The 22,451-nt window shown below is 41.2% G+C and carries 20 protein-coding genes and 1 riboswitch; of the genes, 7 read left to right on the top strand and 13 right to left on the bottom strand.

Going from position 1 to position 22,451, the window contains the following annotated elements; genetic code table 11:
- Positions 1-5 precede the first annotated feature (5 nt).
- The 10 genes from rplC to ACWIB3_RS11630 all read right to left on the bottom strand — a co-directional run bounded on the left by rplC (position 6) and on the right by ACWIB3_RS11630 (position 11,154).
- Positions 6-623: a 50S ribosomal protein L3 gene (gene rplC, locus ACWIB3_RS11585; RefSeq protein ID WP_093100415.1), complete on the bottom strand. Its 618-nt coding sequence runs from the start codon at positions 621-623 to the stop codon at positions 6-8.
- A gap of 174 nt (positions 624-797) precedes the next feature.
- Positions 798-2,030, bottom strand: a complete 1,233-nt coding sequence (locus ACWIB3_RS11590) for a glycoside hydrolase family 88 protein (protein ID WP_454291653.1) — start codon at positions 2,028-2,030, stop codon at positions 798-800.
- 379 nt (positions 2,031-2,409) lie between these two features.
- A complete protein-coding gene (locus tag ACWIB3_RS11595; RefSeq protein WP_185217651.1) occupies positions 2,410-2,769 on the bottom strand; it encodes a CoA-binding protein in 360 nt (119 codons plus the stop codon).
- Positions 2,770-2,788: 19 nt separating this feature from the next.
- A complete protein-coding gene (locus ACWIB3_RS11600; RefSeq protein WP_374671120.1) occupies positions 2,789-3,967 on the bottom strand; it encodes a serine hydrolase domain-containing protein in 1,179 nt (392 codons plus the stop codon).
- Between the two features lie 311 nt (positions 3,968-4,278).
- Positions 4,279-5,937, bottom strand: a complete 1,659-nt coding sequence (locus ACWIB3_RS11605) for a pyruvate dehydrogenase complex dihydrolipoamide acetyltransferase (protein ID WP_185213305.1) — start codon at positions 5,935-5,937, stop codon at positions 4,279-4,281.
- Positions 5,938-5,979: 42 nt separating this feature from the next.
- Positions 5,980-6,975, bottom strand: coding sequence for a pyruvate dehydrogenase (acetyl-transferring) E1 component subunit alpha (pdhA, locus tag ACWIB3_RS11610; RefSeq protein WP_093100421.1), 996 nt, complete (start codon positions 6,973-6,975; stop codon positions 5,980-5,982).
- Positions 6,976-7,252: 277 nt separating this feature from the next.
- Entirely contained in the window at positions 7,253-8,632 is a 1,380-nt protein-coding gene (hisS, locus tag ACWIB3_RS11615) for a histidine--tRNA ligase (protein WP_454291654.1), read from the bottom strand.
- Between the two features lie 186 nt (positions 8,633-8,818).
- Positions 8,819-9,556, bottom strand: a complete 738-nt coding sequence (gene rnc / locus ACWIB3_RS11620; protein ID WP_185213303.1) for a ribonuclease III — start codon at positions 9,554-9,556, stop codon at positions 8,819-8,821.
- Positions 9,557-9,636: 80 nt separating this feature from the next.
- Positions 9,637-10,890 carry a beta-ketoacyl-ACP synthase II gene (fabF, locus tag ACWIB3_RS11625; protein ID WP_185213302.1) on the bottom strand — a complete coding sequence of 418 codons (1,254 nt, stop codon included), beginning with the start codon at positions 10,888-10,890 and terminating at the stop codon, positions 9,637-9,639.
- A gap of 27 nt (positions 10,891-10,917) precedes the next feature.
- Positions 10,918-11,154: an acyl carrier protein gene (locus ACWIB3_RS11630; RefSeq protein WP_079643602.1), complete on the bottom strand. Its 237-nt coding sequence runs from the start codon at positions 11,152-11,154 to the stop codon at positions 10,918-10,920.
- Between the two features lie 266 nt (positions 11,155-11,420).
- Here ACWIB3_RS11630 and ACWIB3_RS11635 point away from each other — a divergent pair, with 266 nt between their 5' ends.
- Both ACWIB3_RS11635 and pyk read left to right on the top strand, forming a co-directional pair.
- A complete protein-coding gene (locus ACWIB3_RS11635; protein WP_185217648.1) occupies positions 11,421-11,921 on the top strand; it encodes an IPExxxVDY family protein in 501 nt (166 codons plus the stop codon).
- 111 nt (positions 11,922-12,032) lie between these two features.
- Positions 12,033-13,466 carry a pyruvate kinase gene (gene pyk / locus ACWIB3_RS11640; protein ID WP_185213300.1) on the top strand — a complete coding sequence of 478 codons (1,434 nt, stop codon included), beginning with the start codon at positions 12,033-12,035 and terminating at the stop codon, positions 13,464-13,466.
- Between the two features lie 63 nt (positions 13,467-13,529).
- On the opposite strand, the gene ACWIB3_RS11645 is transcribed toward pyk, so the two are convergent.
- Complete coding sequence (locus ACWIB3_RS11645) at positions 13,530-13,916, bottom strand: hypothetical protein (RefSeq protein WP_454291655.1); 387 nt, start codon at positions 13,914-13,916, stop codon at positions 13,530-13,532.
- A gap of 126 nt (positions 13,917-14,042) precedes the next feature.
- Here ACWIB3_RS11645 and ACWIB3_RS11650 point away from each other — a divergent pair, with 126 nt between their 5' ends.
- The 3 genes from ACWIB3_RS11650 to metE all read left to right on the top strand — a co-directional run bounded on the left by ACWIB3_RS11650 (position 14,043) and on the right by metE (position 19,341).
- Complete coding sequence (locus ACWIB3_RS11650) at positions 14,043-15,914, top strand: sensor histidine kinase (protein WP_313261639.1); 1,872 nt, start codon at positions 14,043-14,045, stop codon at positions 15,912-15,914.
- Between the two features lie 18 nt (positions 15,915-15,932).
- Positions 15,933-16,622, top strand: a complete 690-nt coding sequence (locus ACWIB3_RS11655; RefSeq protein ID WP_093100433.1) for a response regulator transcription factor — start codon at positions 15,933-15,935, stop codon at positions 16,620-16,622.
- A 235-nt stretch (positions 16,623-16,857) separates the two neighbouring features.
- Positions 16,858-16,956: riboswitch (SAM riboswitch) on the top strand.
- A gap of 75 nt (positions 16,957-17,031) precedes the next feature.
- Positions 17,032-19,341 carry a 5-methyltetrahydropteroyltriglutamate--homocysteine S-methyltransferase gene (metE, locus tag ACWIB3_RS11660; protein ID WP_454291656.1) on the top strand — a complete coding sequence of 770 codons (2,310 nt, stop codon included), beginning with the start codon at positions 17,032-17,034 and terminating at the stop codon, positions 19,339-19,341.
- A 65-nt stretch (positions 19,342-19,406) separates the two neighbouring features.
- Here the strand turns inward: metE and ACWIB3_RS11665 are convergent, their stop codons facing one another.
- Positions 19,407-20,798, bottom strand: coding sequence for an APC family permease (locus tag ACWIB3_RS11665; protein WP_313261636.1), 1,392 nt, complete (start codon positions 20,796-20,798; stop codon positions 19,407-19,409).
- 130 nt (positions 20,799-20,928) lie between these two features.
- On the bottom strand, positions 20,929-21,060 hold the full coding sequence (locus ACWIB3_RS11670; RefSeq protein ID WP_313261635.1) for a hypothetical protein: 132 nt from the start codon (positions 21,058-21,060) through the stop codon (positions 20,929-20,931).
- Positions 21,061-21,647: 587 nt separating this feature from the next.
- On the opposite strand from ACWIB3_RS11670, the gene ACWIB3_RS11675 reads away from it, so the two are divergent.
- Together ACWIB3_RS11675 and ACWIB3_RS11680 are read left to right on the top strand one after the other, a co-directional pair.
- A complete protein-coding gene (locus ACWIB3_RS11675) occupies positions 21,648-21,830 on the top strand; it encodes a hypothetical protein (RefSeq protein WP_093100438.1) in 183 nt (60 codons plus the stop codon).
- Positions 21,831-21,895: 65 nt separating this feature from the next.
- Positions 21,896-22,420, top strand: coding sequence for a DUF4833 domain-containing protein (locus ACWIB3_RS11680; protein WP_185217645.1), 525 nt, complete (start codon positions 21,896-21,898; stop codon positions 22,418-22,420).
- Positions 22,421-22,451: the final 31 nt, after the last annotated feature.

Genomic DNA, 22,451 nt, shown 5'->3' on the forward strand with positions numbered 1-22,451 from the left:
CTCTACTATTTGTCTACGATTACATATGAACCCTTAGCTCCTGGTACGGAACCACTAACAACAATTAGGTTTTGTTCTGCGTAAACTTTCAAAATCTGTAAGTTTTGAACTTTTACTCTCTCGCCACCTGTACGACCCGCCATACGCATTCCTTTGAATACTCTTGAAGGCCAAGATGAAGCTCCCAATGAACCCGGTGCACGTAGTCTGTTGTGCTGACCGTGAGTCGCACCACCTACACCACCAAAGCCATGACGCTTCATTACACCTTGAAATCCTTTACCTTTTGAAGTACCGACTACATCTACGTACTCGCCTTCTTCAAATAAAGTAACATCAACGATGTCTCCTAGTTGCTTCTCATCTGTGAAAGTTTTGAATTCAACTAGTTTACGCTTAGGACTAACTCCTGCCTTTGCAAAATGTCCTTTTAGAGGAGCCGTCGTGTTCTTTTCCTTAGCTTCATCAAAGCCAAGTTGAACTGCCGAATAACCATCCTTCTCTTCCGTACGTATCTGCGTAACCACGCACGGCCCAGCCTCGATTACTGTACAAGGGATATTCTTCCCTTCAGCATTGAACAGGCTGGTCATTCCTACTTTTTTACCAATAATTCCTGACATGTTATAAATTAATTAATTAAACGTCCATCGAAGCAGTAGGGCTTCGCTCAAGACACAATTCCCCATTTAGGGACTGCAAAAGTACAAACAATTTTATAACTATCAAACAGTTAGTCAATTATTTTTAAAAAAAATAGCCCCGGTTTTTTTCCGGGGCTCCAAATCTTCTGCTTTTTATATTTTTATGGCAGGCCCTCCATCCAAAAGTCGTTGATACCGAACCAAGGCTTCTACATAATAATAGTCCGCATAGGTCAAGGGTACATCTACCTCCGAATCCAATGGCAATGCCCCTACGCTATGTTCCAATAAATAGCCCCCATTCGTACCTTTCTTCGCAAAATAAGCGCTTGAAGACAAACTTTTAAGCATGCCTTCCGCCTTGCGCAGATACGTTGTCGATTCTTTGCCCTTGGTATATTGGGAGAGCTCGATCAATGCCGATGCCGTGATCGCTGCAGCTGAGGCATCCCTCAAGCTTCTCCTGGAATAGGTCTTATCGTCTGCAGGAATCTTATCCTTATCAAAATCCCAATACGGAACCAGGTCTTCCGGAAGGTTAGGGCTCTTCAACATATAGTCCGCAATCTTTTTCGCCTGATCTAAATAGGCCTTATCCTTGGTTTCCCTGTACATCATCGTATAGCCATACAGACCCCAAGCCTGTCCCCTCGCCCATGCCGACTCATCAGCCGCACCCTGTGCGGTTTGCTTGGCAAGCACCGATCCAGTCTGAGGATCATAATCGATCACATGGTAAGAACTGTTATCCTTACGGAAATGGTTCTTTATGGTTGTGTTCGCATGGGTGATCGCTATATCGGAATATTTCTTGTTGCCGGTGGTCTTTGCCATCTGCATCAGGAACTCTAGGTTCATCATATTGTCAATGATCACTGGGAATTTCCAAACATTATGGTCCCAGGAACGGATGGTCTTGGTCGTCGGGTTAAAGCGGCTGCTCAATGATTCGGCTCCATTTTTCAGGATCGGTTGGTATTTGCTACTGTCACCTGTCAATCTCAAGGCATTTCCAAAACTACAGAAAAGCATAAACCCTAAATCATGGGTCCCTTTATTGAACTGTTCCTTTTCCAGGTCCTTCAGTTTATCAAGGCCGGCCTGTTTGAGTTTAGGGTCCGAGGTAGCTTCTCCAAGGTAAAGTAAGGTGCCGGGGTAAAATCCAGAACACCACCAACCTGAATTGGAGAATTCCTGCTTGCCAGATTCAAAAGTTTTTGGAAATTTATGTTCAGGTACAACGGAAACTAAATTTTGGTACTGTTCAGCTGAAGCCTTTAGCTGATCATCAATAAATTTGGAACTCAGTTTCAGGTCATGCTCCTGCCCAACTGAAACCTGCAATGAAATCAAGCAAACGGCTAAGGTTGAAAATAGGCCTTTCATATCTACGGTTTTTAATAAATTGTTATTCTTTAGGAATAACAAAATACTCATATAAAAACAAAAAAAAGCAATTATTTACTACAACGTTTTCATATTAGGTCAAATCGAACTAAATTCAACGAACTTTCCCATGGTTTCCATGCCTATACTTATTTAAGATTTCAGTATCCATCAAGCACCCTCGAATAGATTCGGACCTTGTTCGGGACACATTCGGAATTTTCGCAAAATGAGTGAAATCAAATCGATGGTATATTCGGAGCAAACTGCAAGATTTCCCGAACATGCCTCGAATGAGACCCGACCTTGACCTAGAAAAATCCAATAAAAAAGGACAATGAAAAATCATTGTCCCCTTAATAAATCTTTAAGTTCTGGATTAGTATTGTCCTGTATTCAGCATCACCAAAGTACAAGCTTCTACGACTTCAATGCCATTCGCCCTAGCTTTGTCGGCTAGTTCTGCATTTTCTGCACCTGGATTGAAAATAATACGCTTCGGCTTGGTCTTCAAGATATAATCATAGTATTGAGGCTGATTTTGCGGACCTACATATAAGGTCATCGTATCTATGTCAGTATGAATGTCCTCTGCAGGTTCGATCTCTACGCCAGCAACTTTCCCAGTTTTACGTCCAACATTCACGATTGGATGTCCTTTTCTAGCCAATTTATTGGCAACCAAATACGAATATCTTGCCGGGTTGGTACTCGCACCTAAAATCAAGGTCTTTTTCATATATTGTTGTTAGGTTTTCTTAATTTACTAATTCTCCACTTGAGTTATATGCATTTTGTCTCAAAATAGGCATTTCTAAGATTTTATACAAATCATCGAGGTGATTCAAACTGCCATTTGCCATATTTGTTAGCAAAACAATGGTCACATCGTTTTTCAGGTCGCGCACATAAAGGCTCTTGAAGCCATGCCACCAACCCGTATGATAGACGATAGGATTTTCGGGCGGACTAAAGGTACGCCAACCGTAACCATAACTGAATAGGCTGCGTTTTGCATCGCTTCTAGGCAAATACATCGAATCAAGAGTGGTCTTGTTCACCAAACGGCCTTCATTGATTGCCCTGTCCAATAGGTACATATCCTGGACGGTACTGTAAATACCCTTGTCGCCGACCGGACCATCTAAATAATTTCGCACTACCGAACGACGCCATACCTTATCATGTCCCATTACATTGGAAGGAGTTTTCTCGTACACGGCAGTAGAATATACCGCTGTATGCTTCATCCCTGCAGGATCGAAGATATTTTCCTTCATATAAACTGCAAAGTCTTTCCCCGTTACTTTTTCAATAATCGATGCAAGGACCATGAAGTTTGAGTTATTGTAATGGAACCTGCCATCTGGTGCTCCGTAGCGGTTAGGATGCTTTTCGATCAATAAGCTCATAGCATCCTGATTGGACATCGGTTTCTTGCGGTCTGGCCATGCTTCCTCCGAAAAGTAAACATAGTTTGGCAATCCCGAACGATGAGATAGCAGTTGGGCAATGGTAATCCCAGGATATGGGAAGTCAGGATAGAAATCGTTGACGGTATTTTCCATCTTCAGCTTTCCTTCCTGCACCAGCTTCATCACGCCTAATGCCGTGATAGGCTTGGACGCAGAAGCCAGCTCGAACTGCGAATTGATGTTCAGGCTATCTTTCAAAAGGTAATCTGCCCAACCAAAGGAATTCTGGTAAAGAATCTTTCCTTTTTTGGCTACCAATACATTCCCGTTAAATGCGGATTTCTTGTGTAGGTTTTGCATGAAAGCATCAATCTGCTTATCTGCTTTTGTGGAATCATAAATCAGTGCTACACTATCTTTTTTGGCCTGATCTATTTTTATCTCTTTTTGTTTTGCTTCTGGCGAAGAACAGGAGAACATCGCAAATGTCCCCAACCCCAATACGAATAATAAATTTTTTATTGACACGCTCCTAATCTGATTCTTTTAATGCTTATAATCTCTAATGATTATCAAGACAAATTACTATATATTGTGACAATTTACAATAAAAATTAGCTTTCTTTTGATAAAACTATAGTTACATTAAAGTATTGCCCCATTATCGATATTAATTCCTGATAATTACTAAACGGTTCAACTTTTCACTTATTGCAATTCGGCAAAAAATAAGGAAAGACATTTTAGGAGTTATGTTCTTTATGATGGAGGGAAGTATAAACACAAAAGCCAGCAAGATCTGCTGGCTTTTGTGTTTTTTATGGATGCTTCGATTACGCTAATAAACGGATCGGAGCTTCGATAAGTCCTTTTAGAGTTTGAAGGAATTGAGCACCGGTAGCACCATCGACTACGCGGTGGTCACAACCTAATGTCAACTTCATGATGTTTCCAGGAACAACAGCTCCGTTTTTCACAACCGGAACCTGTTGGATAGCACCTACCGAAAGGATAGCGCCATCAGGTGAGTTGATGATCGATGTGAATTCATCGATACCAAACATACCTAAGTTAGAAACAGTGAAAGTTGATCCTTCCCAATCTGAAGGCTGTAGTTTTTTAGCTTTTGCTTTTTGTGCAAAGTCTTTCACTTCAGCAGAGATATGGGATAGTGATTTACCGTCAGCAAAACGAACCACTGGAACCAATAGACCATCTTCAACAGCCATGGCTACACCAATGTTTGTATGCTCGTTGTAACGGATCTTATCACCTAACCAAGATGAGTTCACGTTAGGGTGTTGTTTCAAGGCAACGGCTACCGCTTTTACAACGATATCGTTGAATGAAACTTTCACTGGAGCTACCTCATTGATCTGCGCGCGTGCAGCCATTGCATTGTCCATATCTACACTGATAGTCAGGTAGAAGTGTGGAGCAGTGAACAATGACTCAGACAATCTGCGAGCAATCGTTTTACGCATTTGGTTAACAGGTTTCTCAGTGAAACGCTCTTCGCCAACAAATTGAGGTAAGCTGATTGTTTTTGCTTCAGACTCGGCAGCTGGTGCAGCGGAAGCCGAAGCAGCAGGTGCTGCAGAAGGTTTGAAGTTTTCAACGTCTTTTCTTACGATACGTCCGTTTTCTGCAGAACCTTTCACTTGGCTCAAGTCAATACCTTTTTCCTTAGCAATTTTCTTAGCTAAAGGAGAAGCTTTGATTCTTGAATCACTTGATGAAGAGGATGCAGCAACAGGTGCATCAGACTTGCTTTCTTGAACAGCTGGTTTATCTTCTTCTTTCTTAGATTCAGATTTGGTACCTGCTGAAGATTTTTGGTTCAACAAAGGCGTTACATCGGTTCCTGCAGGACCTACGATAGCAATGATATCATTTACTTTCGCAGCTTGTCCAGCTTCTAGACCAACATATAACAAGGTACCATCAGCATAAGCCGTAACTTCCATAGTCGCTTTATCAGTTTCTACGTCCGCAATAGCATCGTCTGATTTAATGGTATCCCCTACTTTGAAGTTCCATTGAGCGATTACCCCTTCAGTCATGGTATCACTCAATAAAGGCATGGTAATAACAGTAACACCTAAGTCTTCTGCCGTTACATTGCTTCCTGAATCAGCTGGAGCAGCTTCTTCAGTTTTATCTTCTTTAGTTTCTTTTTTGGATTCTTCTTTTGGCTCTTCTTTCTTCTCAGCAGCAGCACCATCTCCTTTGATCAGAGACTCGTAATCTTCACCTTCTTCACCTAACACCGCAATTACAGAATCAATTGGAACTGCATCTCCCTCTTTAGGGCCGATATACAACAAAGTACCTTCTTGGTATGATTCGAAGTCCATTGTCGCTTTGTCAGTTTCAACCTCTGCAATAAGGTCTCCTGAGTTTACTTTATCACCAACTTTTTTGTGCCATTTAGCGATTACACCTTCAGTCATGGTGTCGCTCATTTTTGGCATTCTTACTACTTCAGCCATCGTTTAGGAATGTTCTATTTTAGTTAAAGTAATTATCATTAATTAATCCATGACAAAAGGATAGTCCTCTTGTACATAAACGTCTTTGTAGATGTCAGAAGCATCTGGGTATGGAGACTCCTCAGCAAATTTCACTGATTCATCAACGATTTTCTTCACTTTTGCTTCTACTTCATCAAACCAAGCTTGATCAGCATATTTATTCTCAACAATAGCATGCTTTACAGCAATAATTGGATCTCTTTCTTTGTATTCTTCCAACTCTTCCTTGGTACGGTATTTCGCTGGGTCAGACATCGAGTGTCCTTTGTAACGGTAAGTACGGATCTCTAAGAAAGTTGGGCCTTCACCTGCACGAGCACGTTGAACGGCTTCGTCCATAGCGTTGTGAACGGCTACTACATCCATACCATCTACAGGTGCACTTGGCATATCAAATCCAAGACCCATTTTGTAGATATCCTGCATGTTTGTGGTACGTTTTACAGAAGTTCCCATCGCATATCCGTTGTTTTCACAAACGAAAATCACAGGTAATTTCCATAACATCGCCATATTCAAGGTCTCGTTGAAAGCACCTTGACGTACAGCACCGTCACCCATATAACAGATGTTTACATTGTCTGTTCCTAAATATTTCTCTGCAAAAGCAATACCTGCACCTAAAGGAATCTGACCTCCTACGATACCGTGCCCTCCCATGAACTTATGTTCTTTGGAGAAGAAGTGCATCGAGCCGCCTTTACCTTTTGAACAGCCTGTAACTTTACCAAACAATTCCGCCATACAAGCATCTGCAGACACTCCCTTTGCCAAGGCATGGGCGTGGTCACGATATGCTGTAATCAAAGAATCTTCTGGTTTGATCACTGACATGGTACCCGCTACTACAGCTTCTTGACCAATGTATAGGTGACAAAATCCACGAATCTTTTGCTGTCCATAAAGCTGTCCAGATTTCTCTTCAAATTTGCGCATGAGCAGCATGGATTCATACCACTCTAGGTAGGTTTCTTTTGTTATAGGTGTTGAACTCATTTCTAAGTATTGAATTTCTTTACTAAACTGACCACAAATTTAATCAATATTAACGAGATTTTTGATAATTTTTAGTTTACATTTCACTGTTTTATACGGATTATGTCAAAATAATACCACAATCCGCAGCTGGCTCAGTAACTCCTCCTCCAACATGGAACAGACTAAAACATTGGCAAGAATGAATATATGAGGTTCATAATGGACTATCCGCCGCTGTAGTTTCTAGCGATAAAATAAAAGTCACAAAAAAAGCGGTCTCTTAGGACCGCTTCTATTATTTCAATTTTTCTATTAACTCCTCTATGGTCAATTTTTCCTGAACACCACTTTCCATGTTCTTCAAGGACAACTGACCTGATCCTGCTTCCTCATCTCCTACCAAAAGGACATAAGGTATTCCCTTGGAATCAGCATAACTCATTTGTTTCTTTAACTTCACTGCTGCCGGATAGAGTTCCACGGCAACACCTGCTTCTCTCAATCTATACAGCAAAGGCAAGGTATAGCCTTCTAATGACTCTTCGAAATTAACGATCAGCAGTTTTGTTCTTTCAGAACCTTCCTGAGGGAATAGATTTAATTCTTCCAAGACATCATAGATACGGTCTGCTCCGAATGAAACCCCTACCCCTGTTAGGTCTTTCAGCCCGAACATCCCAGTAAGGTCATCATAGCGGCCACCGCCTCCGATGCTTCCCATTTGCACCTCATTGGTTTTCACCTCAAAAATACAACCTGTGTAATAGTTCAACCCTCTGGCCAAGGTGATATCCACTTCGACGATCTTTTCAAGAAGATCTGCACGTCCAAATTTATTCAGGTATTCGAAAACTTCCTCAAGTTCAGCGATCCCTTTCATTCCGACTTCTGAATTTGAAAGCACGGACTTCATGGATGCTAGCTTATCGGCATTGGAACCTTGCAATTCGATGATCGGTTTAAGGACCGCTAAATCCTCATCCGTGAATCCTCGTTCAAGCAATTCTTTATTCACCCCATCCAAACCTATCTTGTCTAGTTTGTCAATGGCTACCGTCATATCCACGATCAGCTCAGGTTTTCCTACCACTTCGGCAATTCCTGAAAGGATCTTTCTATTGTTAAGTTTTATGTTGAAATCCTTCAGACCCAGTTTCGCCAAGGCTTCATTATAGATCAGGATAAATTCTGCTTCGTTCAATAAAGAGCTAGAACCTACCACATCCACATCACATTGGTAAAATTCTCTGTAACGACCTCTTTGCGGACGGTCGGCACGCCAAACCGGTTGGATCTGGAATCTTTTGAAAGGAAGTGCAATATCGTTTTGATGCATCACCACATAACGGGCAAACGGGACGGTCAGATCATAGCGCAAAGCTTTTTCAGAGATATGTGAAATCAAGCTGGTCGAGTTTTTGGCTTCCAACAGATCTGCTGGAGCCTTGCTCATGTAGTCACCTGAATTCAAGATCTTGAAAATCAATTTGTCGCCTTCATCACCATACTTACCTGTCAAAGTACTTAAATTCTCGAATGAAGGGGTCTGGATCTCGGAATAACCGTATTTCCTGAAAATAGATTTTAACGTATTGAAAATATGATTACGTTTATCCATTTCAAGGGGCGAAAAATCACGAGTACCCTTTGCTAAAGATGGTTTAATTGATGCCATAGCCGCAAAGATAGACATTAGACATGAAATAATGGATGGGAGATTTGAGATTTGAGTATGGAGATATCATCCTAATCAAGATCTTTGCGATGCTCAAATCATTAAAACAATGGAATCAATAAGTATGATTGAAAACGATGGCTTATCAGATTTGATATCTCAAATCTAACCTCTCATATCTCAATACTACTCTTCGAATATCTTCAAATATTCGCAAGCGCGTTCTGCAGCGATCTTTTCAGCGCTCTTTTTATTGAAGTCACGTCCAAGGCCACATTCCTCGCCATCAACGACAGCTACCACAGAAAACATCTTATTGGACTCGCCTTCTGGGTTATCGACCTGCATAAAGCTGATTTCTTTGTTGTTGTGTTGGCACCATTCGATCAAGCGGCTTTTGAAGTTTGTTTCGGTCACTTCCAGTGTTTGAATATCGACATGGGGCTTGATAATGCGAGACAAGAGAAATTCCCTTGTAAAGGTGTAACCTTTGTCGAGATAGACAGCACCTACCAAGGCTTCAAAGGCATCTCCGAGAAGAGATCCTTGCTTGTTTGGATAACTGATCATTCGGGCATCGAATTCAATCATCTCGTTAAAACCTAACTTACGGGAAAGTTGGTTCAGGTTTGCCCTGGATACGATCTTTGAGCGCATCTCGGTCAAGAACCCCTCATCCTTGTATGGATAGAGCTTGAAGAGCAATTCAGCTACCACCGATCCTAAAACCGCATCGCCTAGAAATTCCAAACGCTCGTTACTGTTCTTGACGCCATCCTTGATCATGACCGCTACAGACTTATGTCTGAAGGCCATTTGGTACAGGCGTACATTGCCAGGTACGAAACCAAGCAAGTTCTTTAGTTTTCGAACGTAATTTCGATTTGGAGACAGATATAGATTATAGACCTGTGTGATAGGCATGGTAACTATAAATAACAAATAGGTAGTTGAAAAATGCAACTACCTATTTAAATGTTTAGCATGGTGAAAATGAATACATTTTAACCATTATACTTTTTCACAATAATTGTTGCATTATGGCCTCCGAAACCGAAGGTATTACTCAAGGCAGCATTTACAACTCTTTTTTGTGCTGTGTTGAACGTGAAGTTCAGTTTGCTGTCAATTTCAGGATCATCCGTGAAGTGATTGATCGTTGGAGGTACAATATCATTTTTGACTGCCAAGATAGAGGCAATAGCTTCAACCGCACCTGCAGCACCTAGAAGGTGACCTGTCATGGATTTGGTAGAACTGATATTCAGATTATAAGCATGTTCACCGAATAGGTCAACGATAGCTTTGGTTTCACTAACATCTCCCACCGGAGTTGATGTTCCATGGACATTGATGTAATCAATATCGGAGAAATCCATTCCAGCGTCCTTGATTGCCATTGTCATGGCTAATTTAGCTCCCAATCCTTCCGGGTGAGAAGCAGTGATATGGTATGCATCTGCACTCATTCCACCACCTACAACCTCAGCGTAAATTTTCGCTCCACGCGCTAATGCATGCTCTAGGCTTTCCAACACAATTGCTCCGGAACCTTCGCCAGACACAAATCCATCACGATCTTTATCGAATGGTCGAGATGCTGTCTTAGGATCATCGTTCCTGGTAGAAAGTGCGTGCATCGCATTGAAACCTCCGATACCAGCTTCATTGATAGTCGCTTCGGAACCACCGGTGATAATAATGTCAGACCTTCCCGAACGGATGTAAGTGAAGGCATCGATCATTGCATTGGTAGCCGAGGCACAAGCAGAAACTGATGAGAAGTTTGGACCTTGCAATCCATGGCGCATAGAAATATGGCCAGGAGCTAAATCGATAAGCATTTTGGGAATAAAGAAAGGATTGAACCTAGGCGTTCCATCCCCTTTGGAATACTGTGCAACTTCCTCAGTGAAAGTTGTTAATCCACCAATTCCAGAGCCCCAAATTACACCAATTCGCGTCCTGTCTAATTTATCGAAATCTAGACCTGCGTCTTTTACTGCTTCATCGGTAGATGCAATAGCATATTGGACAAAGGGATCCATCTTACGGGCTTCTTTACGGTCCATATAGACGTGCGGATCAAAACCTTTGACTTCGCAGGCAAACTGTGTTTTGAATTTTGACGCATCAAAGTGCGTGATAGGAGCGGCTCCACTTACACCGTTTATTAATCCATCCCAGTATTCTGAAACGGAATTACCAATAGGTGTAAGTGCGCCTAATCCTGTTACAACTACTCTCTTAAGCTCCATTTATGATGTTTGGCCTAATAAAATTAGTTAGTTAACGTTTTTTTCTAAGTAAGCGATTGCTTGTCCTACAGTACTGATGTTTTCAGCTTGGTCATCAGGAATTGCAACGTTGAATTCTTTCTCGAATTCCATGATCAACTCAACTGTATCAAGTGAGTCTGCACCTAAATCATTCGTGAAAGAAGCCTCTGGTGTCACTTCATTTTCGTCTACACCTAACTTTTCTACGATAATTGCTTTTACTCTTGATGCGATATCTGACATGATTTTCTAGTTTAATTGTTTAATAAATCTGTGCAAAGAAAAAATAAATATTCCCAAAAATCAAATCTTTTTGACTTTTGAAACTAAATAAAGAACAAAGTCATCTTAAATAAAGTTTTTAACACCTTATTAATTAACCTTAATCCAATAATACTAAAACAAATAAAGTTTTACAAACTTAATGCATATTTAATGATATTTTTACTTAACCTTCAAACTTAAATGCAGTAAAAACGTAATTTTGTAAATCATCAAAACAAATTGACTTGAGCAAAATAACCTTTAAACTCGAAACTGACTTTGACCTGGAACTCGATTTTGTCCTAATTGGGATCAGTTCGGTTTTGAGAGATTATCGACTTTGCCACTTTATCAACAAGCATACCGGACTCCAGCTGGTCTACGGGAAGGAAGATTACACGGACCATAACGGCCACAACAAGGAAAAACCCAAGGACGAACTGGATTACCACATTCTTTTTGAATCCAAGAAAAACAAACCCGTCGTAAAAAATCACTACAACATCTTCAGGTACCATAACCAATCTTTCGAATTTGAATTCTATTTGCTGAGCAACCGATCGGTCGAAGGTGCCGCGTTAATACCTGAAATTAGTAGCTTTGATTACTTCCTGATGATCAAACATTTTATCGACGAGGAGGATTTAGATGCTCTTTTAGAAAACATTAAGTCTATTCCGGAAGTTCTTTTAGTAAAAGAAATAGACCCAACAATATTGAAATCTAAAGAAAATCTGATATTTTAGCGGATTATTAAGATAGTGTATCTTATACACATAAACCTAATCATCTGCTTTAAGGGGAGAATAAAGCAGGAAATGACTTAATAGAGAATATAAATTTAAAATTTAATTTAAATGGATAAACTAAAAAAGCGGACCAAAATTGTTGCCACACTAGGTCCGGCTTCTTCAAAAAAAGATGTTTTAACCCGTATGATTGCAAAAGGGGTAGACGTATGTCGCCTTAACTTCTCACACGGTTCTCAGGAAGATCACTTAAAGGTAATCAACACAATCAACGAAATCAACCAAGAACACCCTTTCAACGTAGGTATTTTAGCCGATCTTCAAGGTCCTAAAATCCGTATCGGAAAAATGAAAGAAGGTGGTGCTATCCTTGTCAATGGAAGCACGGTAGAAATGACTACGCACGAACTTATCGGTGACGAAAAGAAAATCTACATCACTTATGACAACTTCCCTAACGACGTAAAAGAAGAAGAAATCATCCTATTGGATGACGGTAAACTGCAATTGCGCGTTCTTTCAACAAACCACTTGGACACAGTAACTTGTGAGGTTGTTCACGGGGGAATCCTGACTTCTAGAAAAGGTGTAAACCTTCCTAATACAAAAGTTTCTATCCCTTCATTAACAGAAGAGGATCTAGACAACTTGAACTTCGCCCTTGACCACGGTGCTGACTGGATTGCCATGTCTTTCGTGCGTTCAGCTGAAGACATCAAACAATGTAAGGAAATCATCAAGAAAAAAGGTTCACATGCTAAGGTGATCGCTAAGATCGAAAAACCTGAGGCTATTGACAATATCGACAGCATTATCGAAGCTACGGATGCGATCATGGTTGCTCGTGGTGACCTAGGTGTTGAACTTCCAATGGAAGAAGTACCAGGACTTCAAAAAATCATTGCTCAAAAATGTCGTAACCTTTCAAAACCGGTTATCATTGCAACACAGATGTTGGAAAGTATGATCACTACCCCTCGCCCAACACGTGCGGAGGTGAATGACGTTGCTAACTCTGTAATCGATGGTGCTGATGCTGTGATGTTGAGTGGTGAAACTTCAGTTGGTGAATTCCCAGAGATCGTAATCGAGACTATGGCGAAAGTGATCACCCATGTTGAAGCGACTTCATATCCGTACTACAGCGAAAAAGAGCAGTTAGGTACTGTTCCTGTAACGCGTATTCCAGATGCAATATGTAGCTCATCGATCTTCTTGGCAGAGAAAACCCATGCTTCTGCAATCGCTGTCATGACTTCTTCTGGCTATACTGCCATGGAAATCTCCAGCTACCGTCCTGATGCTGACATCTATGTCTTCACAGGTAACAAATCCTTGTTGCGTACGCTTAGCTTATGCTGGGGTGTGAAAGCATTCATTTACGAAAAATATGAATCTACTGATGGTACTATCCAAGATGTAAACTACTTATTGAGAGAACGTCACTTGGTAGAACCTGGCCAGATCGTAATCAACACTTCTTCTACCCCTCTTCATGAGAAAGGCAGAACGAACACCATCCGTGTTTCTGAAGTAAAATAATTACAAAACGATACAAAAAAAGAGCCTCAATGAGGCTCTTTTTTTGTATCGTCTATTTTCAAGCTATCTCTTGATTATTGGCGACTTGACGGTCGCTGAATCCTGTTTGACAATCCTAGAATGCTCGTCCAGCTTCTTTGTTCCCGGCATTTTCACCGACCCCTCACCTGACAGTTTTTTCTCCAAGATTACAGTATCATCATGCTCCTTCAGCACATCATGTGGAGTAACCATAAAGCCCTGTCTATTGCCCTTATAGGCATTGGGAATCTCTACTGATTTATTCATGGAATCCAACAAGGGGATCTTGAACTGCTTTAAACTATCCTTGGGATTAAGGTCAACCTTAAAATCTAATGGTTTCTTTTTTTGAATATTTTGATTATTTTCCGCAGAAGAAGGAATTGCCCAAATCAGGAATAAGAAGGAAATCAAGATGAAATTTTTCATAATCAGTATCTTAAGTCATTATTCTATAACAAAAGAAATCCTATTCTGCTAAAAAAGCTAAAAACTTGCTGTTAAATTGTGTTAAATGAGAAAATTAGCTGTTTTCCCTTATTACTTTTGTAACAAATGAAAAAAAGAAGTATTGCATTGATTATTTGGCTTATGTCCATTGCGCTGATCGGCGTAATGGCAATGCAGTATTATTTTGTGCGGGAATCCTTCATCAAGGAGTCCAAACTTTTTGATGAGGAAGTCAAGGCATCCCTTTCGGCCGTGGCCAATAAGATCGAGCGTCAGGAAATCTATGATTTCGCAAGGGAACAAGAACGACTTAACCAAGAGAAGTTCAGGATTGACCAGGAACGCATCCAAAAGAACGAGAAGATCCTTGCCTTGCAGGTGCAATACCAGGACAGCATCAAAACCTTGCAGAGAAGGGCTTTTGCCCATACCACCAGGTTCAACTTCCTGGAAAGAGAACTGAACCAACAGTTCCCGGCGGTACCCATCAGCAATGATTTCTACGAAACGTACCTAAAGAGAAAAGAATACAAGCACCTTGTGCGAATCACCTTGGAACAGGGCCTAACCTCCGACAATACCATTGGAGAGTTCACCAATGTGGAGGCCATCAAGGTCGTCCCTAGGGTTGCGCAGAAGGACGATAGCACCCGATACCTGATCCCCGTATTCAACCCACCTTCCACCGAAGCGATTGCTTACCAGATCAGGACCCTACCTCCGCGTTATGATTCCAAGACCCTGTCAAAGATCGAGGAACTCGAGATTAAGCTCAATAACCTGAGAGGACAGCGATTATCAGAGGCCGCAACACTATATGACACCATTGCCATGTTAGGAGGCAAGAAAAGCTCTGTAATCGCCGATGTAGCCATGGGTATGGAATTATCCAAAAGACCTTTGGCCGAACGTATCAACGGGAAGAAAACCGTCAATCTATTGATCCACGAACTCCGTGAAAGAGGAATAAAATCCTCCTTCGTCATGGAGATCAAGGATTTCAATAAGATGCCCGTTTTCCAAGGAGTCTATCAATTCAACAACGAGCAACTCAAGGAAGTCAATAATCCTTTGATCTATACCGCTAGACTATTCCAAGGAGACCGTGGCAATGCTCCTGGCGAGCTCAGCATACATTTCCCTAACAAGGGCGGAATTATTGCCGAGACCATGGGCTATTGGCTATTTCCGACCATCCTAGCCTTATTGGCGCTGTTGATCGGATGTTTTGCCTATACCTTGAGCATCATCTTCAAACAGAAGAAGATGTCGGAGATGAAAACCGACTTCATCAACAACATGACCCACGAGTTCAAGACGCCTGTAGCCACCATCATGATCGCCAGTGAATCCTTACGTGACCCTGAGATTTCCGCCGATGGCAAGCGTGTCAACAAATTGGCAAACATTATCTACGATGAGAATGTCCGTTTAGGCTCGCATATCGAACGCGTCCTGAACATTGCCCGTCTGGAGAAAGAAAACCTAAAGATCGAGCGCACCAATGTGCACATCAACTCCTTGGCCAACGCAGTCTTGGAGAGCATGCGACTACAGATGGACAAGGCAGAAGGCACCTTGAATATTGACATTTCAGCAGGCAATGATTTAGTGGTTGGCGATGAACTTCACCTTTCCAATGTGATGTTCAACCTGGTCGACAATGCAATTAAATACTCTCAAGAAAAACCAGAAATCACTTTTAAGACTTTTAATAGAGGGAACAGTATCGTAATATCAGTTGCAGACAAGGGAATGGGAATGACCAAGGACCAACAGGAAAAGATATTTGACCAGTTCTATCGCATACCTACGGGAAATATCCACAACGTGAAAGGCTTCGGTCTAGGGCTAAGCTATGTTAACGATATCATCAAAAGACTGAACGGAAAAATCTCCGTAAAAAGCGAAAAAGATAAAGGCACACAATTTGAAGTAACGCTTCCTTTAAAGGACGCATCCAAGGAAGTAGCATAACATAAGAAAGAGAAAAGTATGAATCAAAAGATATTATTAGCAGAAGATGATCCTAATTTGGGCGAATTACTGAAGGATTATCTTGAATTAAAAGGAAAATTTGACGTTGTGCTCTGTACAGATGGTCAAGAAGGAATGGATGCCTTCCGAAAGGAAGAATTCGACCTTTGCATCCTGGATGTCATGATGCCCAAAAAAGATGGCTTCTCCCTTGGAAAGGATATCCGCAAGATCAATCAGACGGTCCCTATCATCTATGCTACTGCAAAAGGCATGATGGAGGACAAAACCCAGGCCTTCGAACTAGGTGGTGACGACTATATCACCAAGCCTTTCCGTGTTGAAGAACTTTTATTGAGAATAAATGCGCTATTAAAGAGAGCTTCCAAGGACAAAGAAGAAGAAGTATCAGACAAGTTTGAGATCGGCGATTATTTCTTCGATTACACCAGTCAGATTATCTCCTACAAAGGTCAACAGCAGAAACTGTCTACCAAGGAGGCCGAGTTGCTTCGTTTGCTTTGCTTAAAGAAAAACGATGTCCTGACCCGCGAAGAAGCCCTGATCAAAATATGGCATGACGACAATTACTTTACCGGCCGAAGCATGGACGTATTCCTAAGTAAACTGAGGAAATACCTCAAAGAAGATCCAAACGTGGAAATCGTCAATGTGCATGGTAAAGGATATAAATTGTTGGTTAGCTAAAAAGACTTGAGACAATAGACATAAGACAGTAGACTGAAGATATGGGATAAATATCTGTCCAATTTCATGTCCTAAAGATAAAAATATTATTACCATAAGAAAGGGGAATAGTTTACACTATTCCCCTTTCTTATGGTTGTTTAAGGACCTCAGCTTTTCTATTGTCTTGTGTCTTTTGTCTGATAGTCTAAAGATTTTCCTTGGAAAATAAAAATCTTATCCATAACTTAGCCGACGCTTATAGAGAAAGGCAGAGGGACTAGACCCGATGAAGCCTTAGCAACCTGTCACTTGACAAGGTGCTACATTCTACCCCGATTGGGAAAGATAAGCTGGTTACAGGAATCCTAGGTAGCCTTCTCTTAGCAAAAAGACTTATTGGAATTTATTTAATTTAGTAGAGAACTATATGCTATTAACAAACAATTTAGGCTACCCACGTGTGGGTGCTTTCCGTGAACTGAAGAAAGCTAACGAAGCTTACTGGGCAAAGAAAATCAGCGCGGAAGAATTATTGCAGGCTGGACTTAAAATCCGTGAAAGCAATTGGAAGACTCAAAAAGATGCAGGTATCGAATTGATCCCATCGAATGATTTCTCATTCTATGACCAAGTCCTAGACTTATCTTTAACTGTTGGAGCTATTCCCGCTCGTTACAACTCCCTTTTGAACAAAATCGATCGCCAATATAACCTAGACTTATATTTTGCGATGGCTCGTGGTTTCCAAGAAGGTGGCGTTGATGTAACTGCCATGGAAATGACCAAGTGGTTTGATACAAACTACCACTATATCGTTCCTGAATTCGTGAAAGATCAAGAATTCAAACTGACTTCAGAAAAATTCCTAAGTGAATACAATGAAGCAAAACAATCAGGTATCGAAACTAAACCTGTCCTGATTGGCCCTATCACTTACTTATTGTTAGGTAAAGAAAAAGAAGCTGATTTTAACCGTATCGATCTAATCGACAGATTACTTCCAGTATACGAAGAGATCTTGGCTAAACTTGCTGATGCTGGCGCTAAATACGTGCAGATCGATGAGCCTTTCTTGGCTTTAGATATCGATGATGCTACCAAAGCTCTTTACGGAAAAGTATTCGAAAAGTTAGCTGCAGCTGCCAAAGGCATCAAATTAATCGTTGCTACATACTTCGAGGCATTAGGAAACAACGAAGACATTGCTGTTAACCTTCCTGTGCATGCGTTACACCTAGACTTAGTTCGTGGTGAAAACCAACTTGACACGATATTATCCAAAGTTCCTGCTTCCCTAACCCTTTCATTAGGTGTTGTTGAAGGCCGTAACATTTGGAAAAACGACTACGAAAACTCATTGAAAAAAATCAAACAAGCTGTTGATGCTTTAGGAAAAGACCGTGTATGGATCGCTCCTTCTTCATCTTTATTGCATGTTCCTTTTGATTTGGACAATGAGAACAATGAAGAGTCCCTACCTGCTGAGGTTAAAAACTGGTTAGCATTCGCTAAACAAAAATTAGCTGAGGTAAAAGACCTTGCAGTATTGGCTGAAGGTGAAGTTGATGCTGAAACACAAAAACGTTTCGACGCAAACAAAGAAGCTGCTGAAAGCCGCCGTACTTCTCCATTAATCCACAGACCAGAGGTTAAAAACCGCGTCAGCAACATCACTGATGAAGATGCTAAGCGTACTTCTACTTTCAACGCTCGTAAAGAAGCGCAACAAGCGAAGTTCAATCTTCCAGGATTCGCAACCACTACAATCGGTTCATTCCCACAAACTAAGGATGTTCGTAAATGGAGAGCTGACTTGAAAAAAGGTGCCATCTCTCAAGAAGAATACGATAAAGAAATCGCTGCTGAAACAGAAAGAACAATCCGTTTACAGGAAGATTTAGATATCGATGTATTGGTACACGGTGAATTCGAACGTAATGACATGGTGGAATACTTCGGTGAGCAATTAGCTGGATATGCATTCACACAAAACGGATGGGTTCAATCTTACGGTTCTCGTTGTGTTAAACCTCCAATTATTTTTGGTGATGTTTACCGTCCTGAAGACATGACTGTTCGTTGGTCTGCTTATGCGCAGTCTTTGACTAACCGTCCTGTAAAAGGAATGTTGACTGGTCCTGTAACCATCTTACAATGGTCATTCGTACGTAACGACCAACCTCGTTCTACAACTACATACCAAATCGCTTTGGCAATCTTGGACGAAGTTCAGGCATTGGAAAAAGCAGGTATCAAGATCATCCAAATTGATGAGCCAGCTATCCGTGAAGGACTTCCTCTACGCAAAGCTGATCAGCAGGAATACTTAGACTGGGCTGTACGTGCATTCCGCGTTTCTTCATCCAATGTTGATGACGATACACAAATCCACACGCACATGTGCTATTCTGAGTTCAACGATATTATCCAAGATATCGCTGCCATGGATGCTGACGTAATCACCATCGAGACTTCTCGTTCTCAAATGGAACTGTTAGATGCTTTCGCAGACTTCAAATATCCTAACGATATTGGTCCAGGTGTATATGATATCCACTCTCCACGTGTTCCTAGCACAGAAGAGATGGTTAACTTATTACGCAAAGCAAAAGCAGTAGTTCCTGCAGAGCAATTATGGGTAAACCCTGACTGTGGTCTGAAGACTCGTGCTTGGCCAGAAACTAAAGCTGCCTTAGAATCTATGGTAGAAGCTGCCAAAATCCTAAGAGCTGAATAAGAAACATTAGTAATTTAAAATAAGATAAAGGCCGAGCAATTTTTGTTCGGCCTTTTACTTATCATTTATTTTAATACAGGTTTCTTTCGATTGGCAAAATAATAGATCGGCACTCCCATCAGGATCAATATAAACCCAGGCCAGGTGTACTGTGGTTTATACAAGATCAAAAGCACACAGAAAGCTGTTCCGATCAAGAGATAGACCAATGGAGGGATAGGATATAAGAATGTTTTATAGGGTCTTTCCAGATCAGGTCTCTTCCAGCGCTGATACATCATCGCCAGGACCGTGATCATATAGAAAATCACGATCACAAAGGACACCATGTCCAATAGGTTCCCATACTGCCCGCTCAAACACAATAGCGAAGCCCAGATTCCCTGAAACCACAGGGACCTTTCCGGAACATCATTCTTGTTGTTTGGAATGGCCTGCTTCAGAAAAAGGCCATCCTTGGCCATGCTCTGAAAAACCCTTGCTCCTGAAAGCACAATTCCATTCACGCATCCAAAGGTTGAGATCATCACCAATATGGCCATGATAATGGTCCCTGCGCTTCCCAATAACTTTTCAGCAGCAGCTATCGCAACACGATCATTCGCGGCAAAGGCAATTTCTTCTCGATTTAAAGTGGCTAAATAAACATAATTGGCAAACAGGTAGAGGATCATCACCAAGCTGGTTCCGATCACCATGGCTATTACCACAGTCTTCTTCGCATTCTTAATCTCCCCCGCCACGAAGGTTACATTTTCCCAGGCTACACTACTGAAAACCGAACCTACCATGGCCGCAGCAATTCCACCAAGCAACACATTACCTGAAATCTCTTTCCAGCTTGAATGGTCCAGATTTTGCGAAGCAGACCAACCGAAGCTCATGTTCCCTGAAAACTGATTGCTCTCGATCAATAGAAGCCCGCCAACGATCAGGGCCAATAGGGCAATGACCTTGGAAGAGGTGAAGACGGATTGGACAATCTTGCCACTCCGCACCCCCTTACTGTTGATAAAAGTTAACAACAGTATGATTCCAATGGCAAGGATCTGCATCCAGGTGATCATAAAGGTGCCATTCTGGTAAATGGGAGCTGCATCATTCAGCTGTGGAAAGAGGTAGCCGGCGAATTTGCCAAAAGCAACCGCAACAGCGGCAATGGTTCCTGTCTGGATCACGGCAAATAAGCTCCATCCATACAGAAAGCCAGTCATTTTCCCAAAGACTTCAGTCAGGTAGGTATATTGTCCACCAGCTTTAGGGTACATCGAAGAAAGTTCACCATAACAGATTGCGGCAGCAATGGTCGCAACCGCAGTAATCAGCCATACAGCAATCAGCCAATAGCCCGACCCTAACTGTCGCATCATATCCGATGAAACAATAAAGATCCCACTTCCAATCATAGAACCCATGACAATCATAATGGAGTCCCATAAATTGAGTTTTTTATTCATAATTGGTTATTATATTCACCAAACGTACAAATAATTATTATGTTAATAATTTTCTTATTTCATAAAATTGTTGTTACCACATTTATTAGCGTAAATGAGACATCTCACACAGTATCAGCGTATCATGCCGTTACCTGAAGAAGAAAGGTTCTCGGAACATAGCATAGCTTTCCTGTAAATAAACCGGTATTGGCGTACAGTTCGTCAATCTTCGATTGACGATGACAGAGCCTTTTGCTGGAGTACCGAACAGATTCTTCACGAATTGTTCAGAATCAGAAGTTTTCTGAGAGGGATTCAGAGTGAAACGAAGAATCTATTACTGTTTTTTTTAATGGATTGTTATCATTGCGAAATCGTAAGATGAGCAATCTATTTTCTTTCCACAGAAAGATTCATTGAAAAATATTTCACCCACGCTGTGGGTTCTCTTTGTAGACAAACATTATCCTTCCGAAGGAAGCCCCTTAGCCACCGGCTTATTTCCAATGGCGGAAAAATGGAAAGAATGCCGTTGCCCTGTGCGATGGGATTGCTAAAATAAATCTGCCCTTCTAGGGCAGTATAGCTCAAAAATCATCCTTTACCCCTGTCAACCTGAAGCACGAAGGTTCTCGGAACCAGACAAATAATCTTGGCGAAAGGTTCCTGCACCTTCGGTCCAGGATGACACGCATGGGTATAAGAAAACCATACAGATTCCTCACTATACGTTCAGAATCAAAATGCGCTAAAGAAGGCTCCAAAAGTAACGAAGAGAATCATTTCACCTTTATGGCCATTCCCACTGTAGACCTCCAAATCAAACATTATCATTTTGAAATTGTTTAATAAACTAAACACAGAACTATGAATAGATATATTGGATTTTTGGCACTTGCACTGACAACATCATTGTTCAGCAGCTGTTCGTTAATTGAAGGAATTTTTAAAGCAGGGATGTGGTGGGGAATCATCTTGGTGATTGGCGCCGTTGTCCTCGTAATATGGTTGATTTCCAAGCTGTTTGGGGGACGCGGGGGAACAAATTAAACTTTAACTAAAATTTCATTATCACTTAATGCGAATATCAGTAACTTCCCATCAAAATAAATAAGATGAATAGATTCATTTTGAGCTTACTGATATTCGTTACTACTCACTATGCACAAGCCCAAGAAGGCTACCCTACTCCAACCAACAAAGAAAACCTGCTCTTCTATATCCAACACAATCGAGGTAAGAACACCTTTATCTACGACCTGAATAAGAATGGCTCAAATAAAGTGGACGAAGATGAACCCATCCGGGTATATCGCCAAATATTTGATAAGTCCGGAGAAATAAGACCCCTTACCGGTATTCAGAAAAACTTTGCCTATGGCATCGAAGCCAAGCCTATTGACGCCCATACCTACGAAGCAACCATTGTATCGCTTCCCAGTCAGAAATTTTACCTGACCGTTCCAACAAAAGGCAAGGCCTACGTTGTGACTACCGTCAATGGGCTAAAAATAAAAGTAAACAGGATTTTCATTAGACAAAAAGATGGCACATCTGGCTTAACAACCAAGGTCGATTACATTCTTTTTTACGGAACTTCCAAAAACAAAGAGGTCGTAGAGAAACTCCTGATCGACTAAAAGTCCCATTTTTAAAATATTTTAAATAGCT

The sequence above is a fragment of the Sphingobacterium sp. NPDC055431 genome (genome assembly GCF_053644255.1).

Coding starts and splice junctions, on each gene's coding strand:
- rplC (WP_093100415.1), bottom strand. CDS start 623: ATGTCAGGAATTATTGGTAAAAAAGTAGGAATGACCAGCCTGTTCAAT.
- ACWIB3_RS11590 (WP_454291653.1), bottom strand. CDS start 2,030: ATGAAAGGCCTATTTTCAACCTTAGCCGTTTGCTTGATTTCATTGCAG.
- ACWIB3_RS11595 (WP_185217651.1), bottom strand. CDS start 2,769: ATGAAAAAGACCTTGATTTTAGGTGCGAGTACCAACCCGGCAAGATAT.
- ACWIB3_RS11605 (WP_185213305.1), bottom strand. CDS start 5,937: ATGGCTGAAGTAGTAAGAATGCCAAAAATGAGCGACACCATGACTGAA.
- pdhA (WP_093100421.1), bottom strand. CDS start 6,975: ATGAGTTCAACACCTATAACAAAAGAAACCTACCTAGAGTGGTATGAA.
- hisS (WP_454291654.1), bottom strand. CDS start 8,632: ATGGCATCAATTAAACCATCTTTAGCAAAGGGTACTCGTGATTTTTCG.
- rnc (WP_185213303.1), bottom strand. CDS start 9,556: ATGCCTATCACACAGGTCTATAATCTATATCTGTCTCCAAATCGAAAT.
- fabF (WP_185213302.1), bottom strand. CDS start 10,890: ATGGAGCTTAAGAGAGTAGTTGTAACAGGATTAGGCGCACTTACACCT.
- ACWIB3_RS11630 (WP_079643602.1), bottom strand. CDS start 11,154: ATGTCAGATATCGCATCAAGAGTAAAAGCAATTATCGTAGAAAAGTTA.
- pyk (WP_185213300.1), top strand. CDS start 12,033: ATGGATAAACTAAAAAAGCGGACCAAAATTGTTGCCACACTAGGTCCG.
- ACWIB3_RS11645 (WP_454291655.1), bottom strand. CDS start 13,916: ATGAAAAATTTCATCTTGATTTCCTTCTTATTCCTGATTTGGGCAATT.
- ACWIB3_RS11650 (WP_313261639.1), top strand. CDS start 14,043: ATGAAAAAAAGAAGTATTGCATTGATTATTTGGCTTATGTCCATTGCG.
- ACWIB3_RS11655 (WP_093100433.1), top strand. CDS start 15,933: ATGAATCAAAAGATATTATTAGCAGAAGATGATCCTAATTTGGGCGAA.
- metE (WP_454291656.1), top strand. CDS start 17,032: ATGCTATTAACAAACAATTTAGGCTACCCACGTGTGGGTGCTTTCCGT.
- ACWIB3_RS11665 (WP_313261636.1), bottom strand. CDS start 20,798: ATGAATAAAAAACTCAATTTATGGGACTCCATTATGATTGTCATGGGT.
- ACWIB3_RS11675 (WP_093100438.1), top strand. CDS start 21,648: ATGAATAGATATATTGGATTTTTGGCACTTGCACTGACAACATCATTG.
- ACWIB3_RS11680 (WP_185217645.1), top strand. CDS start 21,896: ATGAATAGATTCATTTTGAGCTTACTGATATTCGTTACTACTCACTAT.